Origin of the sequence: Sorangium sp. So ce1504, from assembly GCF_051521635.1 — a bacterium.
GTDB lineage: Bacteria > Myxococcota_A > Polyangia > Polyangiales > Polyangiaceae > Sorangium > Sorangium cellulosum_B.
Map to the genome: position 1 here is coordinate 359,398 of NZ_CP150365.1, position 12,900 is coordinate 372,297.

General features: G+C 73.2%; 12 protein-coding genes. 3 read left to right on the forward strand and 9 right to left on the reverse strand.

The genetic code is table 11. The annotated features are described in order from the left end of the window. Nucleotides 1–2 precede the first annotated feature (2 nt). Together WMF39_RS01375 and WMF39_RS01380 are read left to right on the forward strand one after the other, a co-directional pair. Entirely contained in the window at nucleotides 3–986 is a 984-nt protein-coding gene (locus tag WMF39_RS01375) for an aminotransferase class IV (RefSeq protein ID WP_437743753.1), read from the forward strand. A gap of 152 nt (nucleotides 987–1,138) precedes the next feature. Further along, nucleotides 1,139–1,972, forward strand: coding sequence for a hypothetical protein (locus tag WMF39_RS01380; protein ID WP_437743754.1), 834 nt, complete (start codon nucleotides 1,139–1,141; stop codon nucleotides 1,970–1,972). A 113-nt stretch (nucleotides 1,973–2,085) separates the two neighbouring features. On the opposite strand, the gene WMF39_RS01385 is transcribed toward WMF39_RS01380, so the two are convergent. The 4 genes from WMF39_RS01385 to WMF39_RS01400 form a co-directional block, all read right to left on the reverse strand. Next, nucleotides 2,086–4,359 (reverse strand): hypothetical protein, encoded by a 2,274-nt coding sequence (locus tag WMF39_RS01385; RefSeq protein ID WP_437743755.1) that lies wholly within the window; start codon nucleotides 4,357–4,359, stop codon nucleotides 2,086–2,088. A gap of 54 nt (nucleotides 4,360–4,413) precedes the next feature. Beyond that, nucleotides 4,414–4,800, reverse strand: a complete 387-nt coding sequence (locus WMF39_RS01390; protein WP_437743756.1) for a RidA family protein — start codon at nucleotides 4,798–4,800, stop codon at nucleotides 4,414–4,416. Between the two features lie 96 nt (nucleotides 4,801–4,896). Further along, a complete protein-coding gene (recR, locus tag WMF39_RS01395) occupies nucleotides 4,897–5,511 on the reverse strand; it encodes a recombination mediator RecR (protein ID WP_437747936.1) in 615 nt (204 codons plus the stop codon). A gap of 98 nt (nucleotides 5,512–5,609) precedes the next feature. Further along, the gene (locus WMF39_RS01400) at nucleotides 5,610–5,933 is read right to left on the reverse strand and encodes a YbaB/EbfC family nucleoid-associated protein (protein WP_437531181.1); all 324 of its coding nucleotides are present in this window, start codon (nucleotides 5,931–5,933) and stop codon (nucleotides 5,610–5,612) included. A 390-nt stretch (nucleotides 5,934–6,323) separates the two neighbouring features. On the opposite strand from WMF39_RS01400, the gene dnaX reads away from it, so the two are divergent. Continuing rightward, the gene (dnaX, locus tag WMF39_RS01405) at nucleotides 6,324–8,771 is read left to right on the forward strand and encodes a DNA polymerase III subunit gamma/tau (RefSeq protein ID WP_437743757.1); all 2,448 of its coding nucleotides are present in this window, start codon (nucleotides 6,324–6,326) and stop codon (nucleotides 8,769–8,771) included. Between the two features lie 69 nt (nucleotides 8,772–8,840). Here the strand turns inward: dnaX and WMF39_RS01410 are convergent, their stop codons facing one another. From WMF39_RS01410 to WMF39_RS01430, 5 genes are read right to left on the reverse strand one after another with little or no spacing between them, the layout of a single operon-like run. After that, nucleotides 8,841–9,449 carry a Uma2 family endonuclease gene (locus WMF39_RS01410; RefSeq protein ID WP_437743758.1) on the reverse strand — a complete coding sequence of 203 codons (609 nt, stop codon included), beginning with the start codon at nucleotides 9,447–9,449 and terminating at the stop codon, nucleotides 8,841–8,843. Then, nucleotides 9,443–10,060 carry an AAA family ATPase gene (locus WMF39_RS01415; RefSeq protein ID WP_437743759.1) on the reverse strand — a complete coding sequence of 206 codons (618 nt, stop codon included), beginning with the start codon at nucleotides 10,058–10,060 and terminating at the stop codon, nucleotides 9,443–9,445. Before WMF39_RS01415 ends, WMF39_RS01410 begins: the two co-directional genes overlap by 7 nt. Nucleotides 10,061–10,071: 11 nt before the next feature. Further along, entirely contained in the window at nucleotides 10,072–11,064 is a 993-nt protein-coding gene (locus WMF39_RS01420; protein ID WP_437743760.1) for a class I SAM-dependent methyltransferase, read from the reverse strand. Next, the gene (locus WMF39_RS01425) at nucleotides 11,061–12,137 is read right to left on the reverse strand and encodes a radical SAM protein (protein WP_437743761.1); all 1,077 of its coding nucleotides are present in this window, start codon (nucleotides 12,135–12,137) and stop codon (nucleotides 11,061–11,063) included. The genes WMF39_RS01420 and WMF39_RS01425 overlap by 4 nt, the downstream gene beginning before the upstream one ends. Next, the gene (locus tag WMF39_RS01430; protein ID WP_437743762.1) at nucleotides 12,134–12,880 is read right to left on the reverse strand and encodes a radical SAM protein; all 747 of its coding nucleotides are present in this window, start codon (nucleotides 12,878–12,880) and stop codon (nucleotides 12,134–12,136) included. The genes WMF39_RS01425 and WMF39_RS01430 overlap by 4 nt, the downstream gene beginning before the upstream one ends. Between the last annotated feature and the right edge of the window lie 20 nt (nucleotides 12,881–12,900).

Here is a 12,900-nt window from a genome sequence, read left to right on the forward strand (position 1 = left end):
GCGTGACGCGGCTAGTCAGCATCGATGGTGTCATCCACCGGCCGGAGGAGGCCAGGGTCTCGGTCTACGACCGCGGCTTCCTCTACGGCGATAGCGTCTTCGAGACCATCCGCACCTACGGCGGCGAGCCGTTCGCTCTGGAAGAGCACCTCGCCCGCCTCGAGCGCTCGGCCGAGCGGATCGCGATCGCCCTGCCGATCCCGCGCGACGAGCTCGGCCGCGAGGTCGTCGCGCTGCTCCGGGCAGCGACGGCGGCCGGGAGCGCCGGGGCCTCGGCGGGCGCTCAGGGCTCGGCGTCCGCCGCGGGCTCGGCCGCGCCGCTCGAGAGCACCATCCGCGTGATGCTGACGCGCGGCAGCGGCCCGCTCGGGCTCGATCCCTCGCTCGCGGGCGCGCCCCTCCGCGTCATCCTCGTCGAGCCGCTGAAGTCGCTGCCTGGCGGGCTCTACCGAGAGGGGATGTCGGTCATCACGATCCGCACCCAGCGGGCCGGCGACGCGGCGCCCGGCGCCAAGGTCTCGAACTACCTCGAGAGCCTGCTCGCCCTGCGCGAGGCGCGGGCCGCGGGGGCGCACGAGGCGCTGATCCTCGACCCGTCAGGTCATGTCGTCGAGGGCACGACGTCCAACGTCTTCCTTGTCGAGCGGCGACCCGCGGCGCACGAGGGCGCGGAGGACCCGGGGCACCTGCTCATCACGCCGCCCAAGGAGGCAGGGATCCTCGTCGGCATCACCCGGGCCCACGTGATGCACGTCGCGGGCGAGCTCGGCATGCCGGTGTGCTGCGAGCCGGTCACGATGGCCCGGCTCCTCGCCGCCGAGGAGGTGTTCATCACCTCGAGCCTCCGGGAGATCGTCCCGGTCGTTCGCGTGGACGCCAACACGATCGGCGCGGGTGTCCCCGGCCCGAAGACCCGGGCGCTGCATGCGGCTTTCCGCAGGAGGGTGGGCGCTGGTGCGATGCCCCTCCCGTGGGAGACGCCCTGAGCCCGCTGCGGCCCGGCTCGACAGCGTCGAAATCTTGCGATCCATGACGTGCCGCTCGGAGCGCGCGTCCAAGGAACTGGTCGGCACGTTCCCTGCGCGGGTCGGATGGGGCTCGCACTTTGCCCGCCGTACAATCTGCCCGAGAGGAATCCATGATGAATCGCTCGCTTCGAATCGCCTGCTTCCTGGTGTGCTCCGTGTCCGCTGCAGCGACGGCTGGGTGTGCCCTGAGCATCGACGACAACTCCATCACCGCCGAGACCCTCGTGCGTTACGAGGGCACCAAGGAGCGTGCTCGGGTCGAATACCTACCAACCCAGAGCGTCCGCATCGTGAGCGAGAACGGGGACGTCGAGGTCGTCACCGGGGACGTGAGCGAGGTCGAGGTCAGCTTCTCCCCGTTCACGATGCGCAAGAAGGACGAGCGGGAGGTCGCGGTGGAGGAGATCGAGAACGACCTCAAGCTCGCCGCGATCATCGACGGCGATGTCGTGATCTCGACGCGGCGCGTCTCGGGCGGGTGGGGAGGGCTGGGCGCCGACATCCAGGTCGTCCTGCCCGCCGCGTTCGACGGCGGGCTCCGCGTCGAGCAGGACAACGGCGGCGTCGAGATCGACCTGGATGGCGCCCCGTCCCGCGGCACCACCGTGGTGAGCGACAACGGCAGCATCGACGTGGTCGGGGCGCGCGGCGCGATCGACGTGGCCACGGACAACGGCCATGTCTTCGTCGACCTTGACGCGTGGAGCGCCTCCGATGGCGCGATCAGCTCCGGCAACGGCGCGATCGAGCTCGCGGTGCCGGCCGGGGTGGACGGGACGATGACCGCGCACACGCTCAACGGCGACGTCGTGGAGCAAGGCATCCCCTCGACGTGGGCCACCGCCGGCGAGGGCAGCGCGACGTCGTACACGATGGGGGACGGCGACGGCGGCCTGCTCGAGCTGTTCACCGAGAACGGCGACATCACCATCGCGGTGAAGTAGCTCCACCAGGACAAAAGCCGAGAGGCGAGCGCCGGGTCGCCCCGGGCTCGCCTCCTGGTCCTTGGGTCACCGGCTTCGCGTCGCCGGCGCGCCGGCGAGGCCGGCGCTCCCGATCAGCCGCCGGTCGACGGCTGGGCCTCGGGGCCGGAGCCCTCGGCGGGCTCCTCGCCGCCCGCCGCGGCGTCCCTCGCGGGGGGGACGGCGCCGGCCGGGACCGGGATCCGCAGCTGCCCGCCGCCCTGCTGCGCCAGCACGCCGAGCGCCTTCTGGAAGAAGGCCGCCAGGAAGGGGATCTCCCGCGGCGGCGAGGTGATCAGCCCGGCCTCCTTGATGGCGCGCGCGACGGCGAGGGCGGTGGTGGCCGCCGCGTCGCCCTTGCGCGCCCGCAGCGACACGGCGCTGCTTCGCATCCGCGTCGCCAGCTGCCCGCGCACCTCGGGCGAGAAGAAGCGGTCGGTCGCGAGGTCGATCTCCTCCCGCAGGGCCGTGTTCACCAGCCCGGGATCGCGCATCCCGGCGGCACCGAGCCGCTGGCCGACCTTCTGCAGGAGCTCGTCGAGCGCCGGCCGCGAGGGCAGCCAGTGCCGGAACTCGGGCTCCTCGTGCAGCGCGGCGGAGCCAGCGATCTGCGCCGTCGCCAGCTCGTCCGTCAGGCTCTCTTCGAGGTCCGCCAGCGGGTGCCTCGGCTCGGCGTCCGGCGCGGGCTCGATGAGATCGCGACACCCCTCGAGCCCGAGCGGCACGACCTGCCCCGACACCGCGTTCTGCCGCTTCGCGGCCGCGATCCGGTGGCGCGCCCACTCCAGGGAGACCGGCACGGGCGCCGTGCCCAGGTTCTCGTACGCGCGCGCGCGGCCCTCCTTGATCTGCGAGCCGCTGAGCCACCCCGCGCCGGCGTGCAGCACGCCGACCGAGTCGCGCACGATCACCTCGGCGATCCGGTAGCGGCCGCTGGTGTCGCGGCTCGTGATCGCGATGGCCTCGGTCCCGCTCGAGTCGGGCGGGATGAGCGTCGCCTCGACCACCTCGGCGCGCTCCTCCGCGAGCCGCACCACGCGCGGGCGCGTCGGGATCGTCACCCCGCGCGACTTGATCACGTTGAGCGCGCGCCGCGCCGCCTTCCGCGCCGCGCCGGAGGCGTCCTCCGACTCGGCGGCCGCCGCGATCGCCTCCGCGTTGGAGGCGCCGAGCCAGGCGTCGACGAGCGCCGGCGCGGCGTCGCCCGCCGACTTCAGCGCCTCGAGCGCCCGATCCCAGCCCGCCGCGAGCACCTCGGCGTCGAAGTCGACCTTCGCCGCCCCGGCGCTCGGGCTGCCTTCCGGGCGGGCGCCGCTCTCGGCCTTGCTCTTCGCGGTGGCCGCGGCCTGCTGGGCCTTCGCGGTGCGCGCGCCGAGCGCCTCGCGCGCCGTGAGCGCCGGCTTGTCCGCGGTCGCGACCGGCTTCGCCTTGGCGGCCGGGAGCGCGAAGAGGAGGTGCGCCGGCTTGGCCGGGCCCTGCGGCTGCCGGGCGCTCTTGCCCGTCACGACCGTCGCGGTCGCGCCCTGGCCGACCACGGTCACCATCCGGTCGCTCTGCTGCTGCTTCGCCGCGGCGGGCGCTCGTCCTTCGGCGCCCCCGGGGCCCTGCGGCCGCCCGCCTTCTGCTCCCGGCCGCGCCGAGAAGCCACGGTCGGGCCTGGGCCCGCGCTCGGGGCGCGGCCCGCGGTCGGGCCTCGGTCCACGGTCGGGCCTGGGCCCACGATCGGGCCTGGGCCCGCGGTCGGACCAGGGGCGGTCGGGGCGCGGCCCGCGGTCGGGCCTCGCGCCCTGCTCTGCGCCTGCCACCTGCGCCGCTCCAGGGCCCTGCTCGGGCCTGGGTCCACGGTCGGGGCGCGGCCCGCGGTCGGGGCGCGGCCCGCGGTCGGGCCTCGGTCCACGGTCAGGGCGCGGGCCGCGATCGGGCCTGGGCCCGCGGTCGGGCCTCGGCCCGCCGGAGGCCACGGCGGGCCGCTCGGGCCTGGGCGCGCGGTAGTCGCGCACCACCCGCGGCGCGGCGGCCGGCGGCGGCGCGGCGTCCTCGGTCGTCGGCGGCGGCGGCGCGTCTGCGAGCGCCGGCCGCTTGCGGGGCGCGATGAGGTCCAGCAGCGAGCCCTGCGGTTCCTTTGCGGCGGCCTTCGACGAGGGACGCGGCGCCTCGCCTGCGGGCTGCGCCGACGCGCCCTCGGAGGGCTCGTCGGTCCGCTTCACGCCGCTCGCGCCGCTCGCGCCGACGGACGTGCTCGCCGAGCGGACGACCCTCCGCGCGCGCGGCTTGTCTCCGCTCTCTGCATCGGGGGCGCCTTCGCGCGCAGATTCGGGAACTGCGCTGGCGGTCCGCTCCGTGCTCTCGCTCTCGTTCTTTGTGCTCATGTCGAGGCTCCCGGGGACATAGTGGAGATGGGGACCGCGGCCGCGGCTCCCCGATTATCGCGAAAGATGGGCAACAGCTTCGATCTCGACGGCGGCGCCCTTGGGCAGCGCCGCCACCTGCACCGTCGCCCGTGCGGGCAGCACGCCGCCGACGGCTGCTCCGTACACCTGGTTGACGATGGTGAAATCCGCGAGGTCCGTCAGGTAGATCGTGGTCTTCACCACGTCGCTCCAGCTCGCGCCGGTCGCGGACAGCACCTCGGTCAGGTTCTTGATCACCCGGGCCGTCTGCTCCTCGATCCCCCCGGCGACGAGCTCGCCCGTCGCGGGATCGATCGGGATCTGGCCGCTGCAGAACACGAGGTCTCCGGCCTTGACGGCCTGCGAGTAGGGGCCGATGGCGCGCGGGGCCTGATCGGATGTGATGGCGATTCTGGACATGTCGACCTCTGAAGTTCGTGAGCGCTTCGGCGTGAAGAACGCCCGCCCGCTCCGCCCCTCGCTTTCGTGGGCTGGAGCCGATTCTCGCGTTTCCTGCTAGCCGAAGCTCTTCCGGCCTTCGATGGCTCGCCCCAGCGTCACCTGGTCGGCGAACTCCAGATCTCCCCCGTGCGGCACGCCGCTGGCGATCCGCGTGACCTGGATCCCCATCGCGCCGAGCTCCCGCGCGAGCAGGAGCGCGGTCGCCTCTCCGTCGACGGAAGGCGGGGTGGCGACCAGCACCTCCCTCACCGGCTGCTCGGGATCGCGCACGCGCGCCCGGAGCGCCTCGAGCGGCAGCTCCTCGGCGCCGACCCCCTCGAGCGGCGAGAGGAGCCGGCCGAGCACGAAGTACCGCCCGCGCATCGCCCCGCTCCGCTCGATCGCCAGGAGGTCCTGGACGCGCGCGACGACACACAGGAGCGCGCCGTCGCGCCGCGTATCCAGGCAAATGGCGCAGAGCGCCCGGCCGCCGTCGTCGAGCTCGGCGATGTGGCCGCACCGGATGCACGGCCTGATGTGATCACAGAGCTCGACGAGCTCGCCCCCCAGGTCGCGCGCGGTTTCCTCGCCGGCGGTCACGAGGAAGAGGGCGAAGCGCTGCGCCGTCTTCTCGCCAACGCCCGGCAGGCGCGCGAGCAGCTGGGCGACCCGCGACAGCCGGCCGGGCAGGCCGCCGGGCGCGCTCCGGAAGCCGGCCGCGGGCGCGCCCCGGTCGCCGTTCGGGACCTTCGAGGAGCCGGGGAGCGACGCCGGGGAACGCAACGCCGTCAAGTGTGCATGCCGGGGAGCTTGACGCCGCCGGTCACCTTGGTGATCTCGGTCTCGACGAGCTTGTCGGCCGCGTCGAGCGCCGAGTTCGATGCGGCCACGATGGCGTCGAGCGCCATCTCCAGGCCCTCGCTCGCGAGGAAGGCGGGGTCGACCTCGATCCGGCGCACCTTGCCCTCGCAGGAGACCACGACGGTGACCTTGTCGCCGGCGGCGGTCGCGCTCACCTCGCGGTCCTTCAGCTCGCCCTTCACCTGGTCGATCTTGCGCTGCACGCGCGCCGCCTGGCGAACCAGCTCGTTCATTCCGCCGCGAAATTGCATATTCAGATCGGCGTCTATGCCGTGAACCGCGCCGCGCCGCAACCGTGAAGGGGAGGGGGAGGGGGACGAGGAGGGGCGCTGGACGCGCGGCCCGCCGACGCAGCGCGCGGCCGTTCGACGCAGCGCGCGGCACCACGGGCGTCGCCCTCCGGGGCCGCCCGCCGCGGGCGGGCTCCTCCGTCTCTTCAGGGGGCTCGTTGGCGCGCTCTCCAGGGCTTCTTGGCGCGTGCGGTGGCGCGGTTCCGGCCGATTCCGGCCGGTTCCGGCCCCGGCGCGGGCGGGGTGCATTTTGTGCGGCAATTCTGGCAAACTCTCCGGAATGCAGGGCGACTTCCGTACCGGCCACAGCCGCGGCGACGCGCCCGCGAGAAGGTGCTAGTCGAGCAGCGTATGAGCTACGTCGTCCTCGCGCGGAAATGGCGCCCGCAGTCCTTCGAGGATCTCGTCGGACAGGAGCACGTCTCCACGACGCTCGCCAACGCCATCGCGCGGGATCGCGTCGCCCACGCGTTCCTCTTCACGGGCGTCCGCGGGGTCGGCAAGACGACGAGCGCCCGCATCCTCGCGAAGGCGCTGAACTGCGTCCACGGGCCGACGGCGACGCCCTGCCAGACGTGCGCGCCGTGCGCCGAGATCACGGTCGGCGCGGACGTCGACGTCCAGGAGATCGACGGCGCGAGCTACAACGGCGTCGACGAGGTGCGCAAGCTCCAGGAGAGCCTGCCGTACCGGCCGGCGCGCGACCGGTTCAAGATCTTCATCGTGGACGAGGTCCACATGCTCTCGAACGCGGCGTGGAACGCGTTCTTGAAGACGCTCGAGGAGCCGCCGCCGCACGTGAAGTTCATCTTCGCGACGACGGAGGTGCACAAGGTCCCGGTCACCATCCTGAGCCGGTGCCAGCGCTACGACTTCAAGCTCATCGGGGCGCAGGCGATCGCGGCGCGGCTCCGCTGGGTGCTCGATCAGGAGAAGATCCCCGCCGACGACCCGGCGCTCAGCGCGCTCGCGCGGGAGGCGGCGGGGAGCATGCGCGACGCGATGAGCCTGCTCGACCAGGTGATCGCGTGGGTGGGGACGAGCGGCGATCGCATCACGGCCGAGGGGGTGGCGAAGGTGCTCGGCGTCGCCGACCGCGTCGTGCTGCACCGGCTCGCGGGTGCGCTCGTGGACGGCGACCCTGCGGCGTGCGTGCGCATCGTCGGCGAGCTCGCGCAGGAGGGGTACGATCTGCCCCACGTGGCCCGCGATTTCCTCGCGCACCTGCGCGATCTCGTGGTGGCCAAGGTCTGCGAGGATCCGGCGCCGCTCCTGGATCTCGCGGACGAGGAGGTCGCCGACACGCGCGCGCTCGCGGCGCGGGCGGACGCGGACGATCTCACGCGGCTGCACCAGGGCTTCTCGCGCGCGTTCGACGACATCGCCCGGAGCGGCCAGCCGCGCGCCTCGTTCGAGATGGCGCTCGTCCGGCTCGCCCGGAGGCCGCCGCTCCTGCCGATCGACGAGCTCTTGCGCCGTCTTGGCGATCTCGAGCGGCGCCTGAACGGCGGAGGCGGCGGCGGGGGTGGCGGTGGCGGCGCGCCGGAGCGCGGGCCGCAGCGGCCCGGCGCGCCGTCCGGCGGAGCGGCGGCGCCCCGGCGCGGGGCGGCATCGGCCGAGGCTGCGCCCGAGGACGCGCGCGCCTCCGGCGCGGCGAGAGCGAACGACGCGGCGGCAGCCGGCGCGGCGAGAGCGAACGACGCGGCGGCGTTCAATGGCGCGCCGGCGGCGAACGGCGTGGCGAGAGCGAACGGCGCGGCCGCCACCGGCGCACCGGCGAGCGGCGTCGCCTTCGCGAGCGGCGCGGCGGGCGCGGGCGGGGCTGGGAGACCGACTGGCGCGGCGGCGAACGGCGTGGCGGTGACTGGCGCGGCGGCGAACGGCGTGGCGGTGACTGGCGCGGCGTCGAACGGCGTGGCGGTGACTGGCGCGGCGGCGAACGGCGTGGCGCGAGCGAACGGTGCGGCGGCCGTCTATGGCGCGCCGGGCGGGAGTGGGGTGGCGAGAGCGCACGGCGGCATGGCGGCGAACGGCGGTGTCGCGGCGAGCGGCACGTCGGCTGCCAACGTCGTCCCCTTCGTGAACGGCGCGCCGGGCGTGCACGGCGCCGCGACCAGCTTCGCGAGCGGCGGCGCCGCGCCGGCCTTCGCGAAGGCGCCGCCGTACGCGAGCGGCGCGGTCGCGCCCGCGTACCGCGCCGACAGCGCTCCGCCACCGTCGCCGCGCGGCGCGCTCTACTCCGTTCCGCAGAGCGCGCCGCCGTTCGCGGCGCCGAGGTCGAGCGCGCCGCCCTCGGCGCAGGGCCCGGCGCCAGCGTCGAGCGCGCCGCCCTCGGCGCCGAGCCCGGCGCCAGCGTCGAGCGCGCCGCCGCCGCCATCGATGAGCGCCGAGGACCTCGCCACATGGCGCGCGGTGATCGCCGCGGTCAGGGTGCAACGGCCAGCGCTCGCCTCCGTCCTCGAGCACGCGGCGGTGCTGGAGCTCACGCCGACCCGCGTCGCGCTCGGCTACGAGGCGAACTCGTTCCTGTCCGGCCAGGCCACCGAGCCGGCGTCCCGCGACCTGCTCGCCCGCGTCCTCGGCTCCCACTTCGGCGCCCCCGCCGAGCTGGTCTTCGAGACGATCACCCGCGGCAGCGCCGGCCCGTCGCTCGCCCAGGTCGAGACCGCAGAGCGCAAGGCCCGCATCGAGGCCGCCAAGCGCGCCGTGGCCGACCACCCGCTCGTCACGGCCGCGATCGAGCTGCTCGGCGCGGAGCTCAAGGACGTGCGGCTCGCTCAGGACGTCGCGGAGGGGTGAGGGCCCCGCGCCGCCGCGCCATGCGCCCTGGCGCGCCGGGCATGGCCGTGGGCTGACGGCGGGGCGGCCTCAGCCTCCGTTTCGCAGCCAGCTGCGGAACGCCTTGACCGCCTCGTGTTGATCCGGCCAGCGCACGAAGCGCGCGAGCGCGACGAGATCCAGATCCGGAATGAGCTCGCTGGCCGCGATGGGCTCGTACTGCTCGCCTCGCAACGCATGGAGGTGGAACGCGTCGCGCTCCCAGAACCAGACTTCGCGGACGCCAAGCCCGCTGTACACAGGCAGCTTGTCGAGCCCGCCGCTCGTCAACACCACCTCGATCGCGATATCTGGGAATTCCTTCAGCGTGCCGCCAACGCAATAGCACTCGTCGGGCTCGAGGCCGCGTGACCTGGCCTCGCGCCGGAACGTGGTCGAGCCGTAGCCGTAGAGAGGCACGTCCCGCTCCAGCGCGAAGAGCTCGATGAGGCGGGCGATGGTCGTCTTCGCCACTTCGTGATCGGTCGACGGGCTCATCAGCTCCAGCGTTCCCTCGCAGAAGGTCATCCGCAGGCCAGGGGTGTCGAGCTCGTCCCGAAGCCTCACGTAGGTCTGCCAGGGGACGCCGTGGATCACGAACCGCTGCTCCCCCGCAGGAGCGGTCGAGGACGGAAGCGGCATGTGCGCGGCGGCTACCATGGGCTCGCGCCCAGGATAGCACGCTCGATGAGCCGCGCGCGGCTCGCCAGGAACTCCGCCCGATCCTCGACCGTGCCGGGGCCGACGTCGATCACCTCGAAGCCCGCCGCGCGGTAGAGCGCGCCGAGCCGCTGGTTGATCCGCGCCGCCTCGGCGGCACGCGCCTCTCTGCTCTTGCCCCAGCGCGGCTCCTGGAGCTCCGGCATCACGGCGAACAGGAACACCAGCGCATAGCGCTCGAACGCGGGCTCGCCTTCCGGCCAGGGGTACTCCGCCTCTCCGCTCGTGCGCAGGTAGTACTCGACCGGATCGAGGTACCCGCGCTCCAGCCAGTCTCCACCCTGCGCGTCCGCCTCGATCTTCTTCTGGGCCTCCAGCACGAGCGCGGCGAACTCCCGCTTTCGGCACATCGGACAGAGGTGCTCCGGCGCGTCGATCGGGTGAAACGGCGCGTCCGGCGCGTGGCCGTGGGTGCGCGCGCCGAGCTCGTCGAGCACGCGCCGGTGCGCCTCGCCGTGCACGCGGTAGCCCCGCGTGGACGCGAGGTGACGGAGCGTCGTGGTCTTGCCGCACGAATAGGCCCCTGTCGCCACGAAGAGAGGTTTGCCCATCACCATCCCACCTAGCGCCGCGCCCACCACAACGAGCCTGCGCCGCGCTCGATCGCCCGCCCGGCGCGGGACATGAAGTGAGCGACGGCCTCCATGACGCCCGCGTGATCCTCGTTGTGGTCATGGCCGGCCAGGACGGCGCCCGGCTTGAGCCTGGGCCACCAGGCCTCGAGATCGGCGAGCACGGCCGCGCGGTCGTGCGAGCCGTCGAGGAACACGAGATCCAGGCTGGCGTCGGCGAAGCGCGCCGCCGCGTCCGTGGACGCCATCCGGAGCACGTCTGGCTGGATCACGAGCGCCGCCATGTTCGCCCTGAACGCGCCGGGCACGTCCTCGGCGGCGAGCATGGCGCGATACCTGTCGGCGTACTGGTCGCTCGAGCCTGCCCAGGTGTCGACGCAATGGAGCGCGACCCCGTTCCTCGCGGCGAGCCGCCCGACGTATGCCGTGGAGAGCCCTTTCCACGAGCCCACCTCGACCATCGCGCCGCCCCGGAGGGGGCGCACCAGCGCGCGGTAGGCGAGGCCGTCCTCCTCGGAGAACCAGCCCTGGATGGGCGCGACCCTCGTCACCGGGAACAGCGCGAGCAGCGCTGCTCGCTTCTGCGCCGGATCGCGGTACTCGTACTGCCGGTCGCACAGCTCGACGAAGCAGCGGGCGTCGTGCGCGATGAACAGAGGCCGCTCGATCACGGCGAATTTCTTGAGCGACGTGGACCGCTCGGGCTCCCGCTCCCCTCTCCGGATCTCGCCTTCGGTCGTCGCGAAGATCACGTCTTCGTGCCGGATCGGCCGCCCTTGATCCGGGCCGTCGGTCCAGGCCCTCTCTCCGGGGTATCCTGCGCGGTCGGTGCCGTGCTCGAGGAGGCGAGCCAGCTTGTCCGCCTCGCTCGCGCGGAACAGGAGAGGGGGAGGCGTGCCGCGCCCTTCGAGCTCGTCCAGGACCTCCTCGAGGAAGAGCAGGTTCCGGCCGATGTATGGAAGGGGGAGGATGAGCGGTGTCATGACGTGGTCAGCGAGGCGCGCATCGAAGGAGGAGGGCCGAGGACGCCGCCCCAGGGTTGCCAGGTCGAGGCGAGCCTCGCATTGGGGTGGAAGATGAGCTCGTGGACGATGCCCGGGCCCGAGCGCTTCGTCTCCTCGAGCTGGGCGAGGTCGGCCTCCTCGAAGACGACATCCATGTCCTCGAAGCGGAACACCTCGACATAGTAGTAATAACCCACGATCTGCCGCTCGAACGAGAACCGCGCGTCGGCGCTCAGGGCGTCGAGGAGCGGCTCGAGGCGGACGCGCGCGCGATCGCTGTATTTGACGACGTGGTTCTCGACCACAGCGGCCGGGTCGGTCTTCATCAGCTGCCGGAAGATCACGTTGTCCACGCCGAGCGACCGGGCGAAGCGCAGATAATCGACGATGGGCTCGACCGCGTTGATCTGCCCGTCGAGGAGCACGCAGGAGAGGCGCACCCGGGTGCCGCCCGCGGTCGCCGCCGCCACGACGCCGCGCAGCTCGTCGGCGCGGAGGCCGTCCTTCATCACCATCAGCCGTGCGTTCCTGTCGTGATCGGGGTGGGCGCGGCTGATGTTGAGGTGCTGGATGCCGGTGTCGACGATCCAGTCGATCACCCGCTTTCCTTCGCGCTGCTGGAGCAGCCCCGAGCCGTTCGTGGTGAGCGTCCGCTTGCGGCCCCGGTGGGCCTGCCCGAGCGCGAGGATGCGGGGCAATCGCGGATCGTGGCTCGGTTCCCCGCCGGTCACCGAGACCGTCGGATCGAGCGGCCGGAGCGCTTCCAGGGACGCCGCCATGGCGTCGAAATAGCGCCCGTCGTCTTCCTCGACGGTCTTCTGCACCGACAGGCTGCGCCCGCGCGACGCGGGCCTGAGCTCCTCGACGCAGAAGTGGCATTTCGCGTTGCAGGGCTGACGGCTGTAAATGGAGAAGTTCGCGTTGCGATAGACCTCGATCGGCTGGCCCCAGAGGTCGAAGCGCACCGTGTCGCCGGCGGTGCTGTTGCCCTTGAGATCGAAGGCGCGGCTCTTCAGGCGGCGCCATTCCTCGCGGAAGGGACGGGCGCTCACGGCAGCCTCCTCATCGCGTCGGAGCGCGCCACGAGGTCGGGGCCAAAGGCGCTGCCGTCCGGGTTGAGCATCGTGAAGTGGGTCCCGACGAGGAAAGGCTCGTCCCAGTCCTCGCGCTTCTGCGCGAAGCCATAGCGTTGCAGGTGGAACACGTTGGCGAGCTCGAGGAGCCCCGCGTCGCGCACCGCCTCGACGACCCACGCGTCGCCGTCGGGCTCGGTCTTGCGCAGCCGGACGTTCAGGACGAGCTGGCGATCGCCGCCGAGCGCCGAGAGCTGCTCGCGCAGGGCGCGCGCGAGGGCGAGCAGGCCGCCGTCGTTCTCGAGGAGGTGGTGGTTCACCGAGAGCTTGATCGTGGCGGGCTCGCCGAGCTTCTGGAGCCAGGCGTCGAGCCCGGCCGGATCGCGCGGGATCTCGACGCCGTTGGTCACCACGACGACACGCGCGCAGCGGGGCTCGGCGCGGGCGAGGCGGACCATCTCGTCGAAGTGCGGGTGGATCGTGGGCTCGCCGCCCTCGAGCTGCACCTCGAAGGGGCCCTCGGCCGGGAAGCTCGCGACGTAGCGGTCGAGGGCGAGGAAGGTCTGCCCCCGGGGCGACGAGCAGGTGCAGCACCACGGGCAGGAGCGGTTGCAGTGGTTCGAGGTGGCCACGTAGAGCCGGTGCGGCCGCTCCGCCGTGGGGCGATCGAGCGGCAGCGTGCCCGTGAGCGTGGCGTTCTGGGGGCGCGTCGCGGTCGGCATGGAGCCTCCTGCGAGGAGGA

What these genes read in the sequence shown, in the direction of transcription:
- WMF39_RS01380 (WP_437743754.1), top strand. Translation starts at nt 1,139, where the DNA reads ATGATGAATCGCTCGCTTCGAATCGCCTGCTTCCTGGTGTGCTCCGTG.
- WMF39_RS01385 (WP_437743755.1), bottom strand. Translation starts at nt 4,359, where the DNA reads ATGAGCACAAAGAACGAGAGCGAGAGCACGGAGCGGACCGCCAGCGCA.
- WMF39_RS01390 (WP_437743756.1), bottom strand. Translation starts at nt 4,800, where the DNA reads ATGTCCAGAATCGCCATCACATCCGATCAGGCCCCGCGCGCCATCGGC.
- WMF39_RS01400 (WP_437531181.1), bottom strand. Translation starts at nt 5,933, where the DNA reads ATGCAATTTCGCGGCGGAATGAACGAGCTGGTTCGCCAGGCGGCGCGC.
- dnaX (WP_437743757.1), top strand. Translation starts at nt 6,324, where the DNA reads ATGAGCTACGTCGTCCTCGCGCGGAAATGGCGCCCGCAGTCCTTCGAG.
- WMF39_RS01410 (WP_437743758.1), bottom strand. Translation starts at nt 9,449, where the DNA reads ATGGTAGCCGCCGCGCACATGCCGCTTCCGTCCTCGACCGCTCCTGCG.
- WMF39_RS01415 (WP_437743759.1), bottom strand. Translation starts at nt 10,060, where the DNA reads ATGGGCAAACCTCTCTTCGTGGCGACAGGGGCCTATTCGTGCGGCAAG.
- WMF39_RS01420 (WP_437743760.1), bottom strand. Translation starts at nt 11,064, where the DNA reads ATGACACCGCTCATCCTCCCCCTTCCATACATCGGCCGGAACCTGCTC.
- WMF39_RS01430 (WP_437743762.1), bottom strand. Translation starts at nt 12,880, where the DNA reads ATGCCGACCGCGACGCGCCCCCAGAACGCCACGCTCACGGGCACGCTG.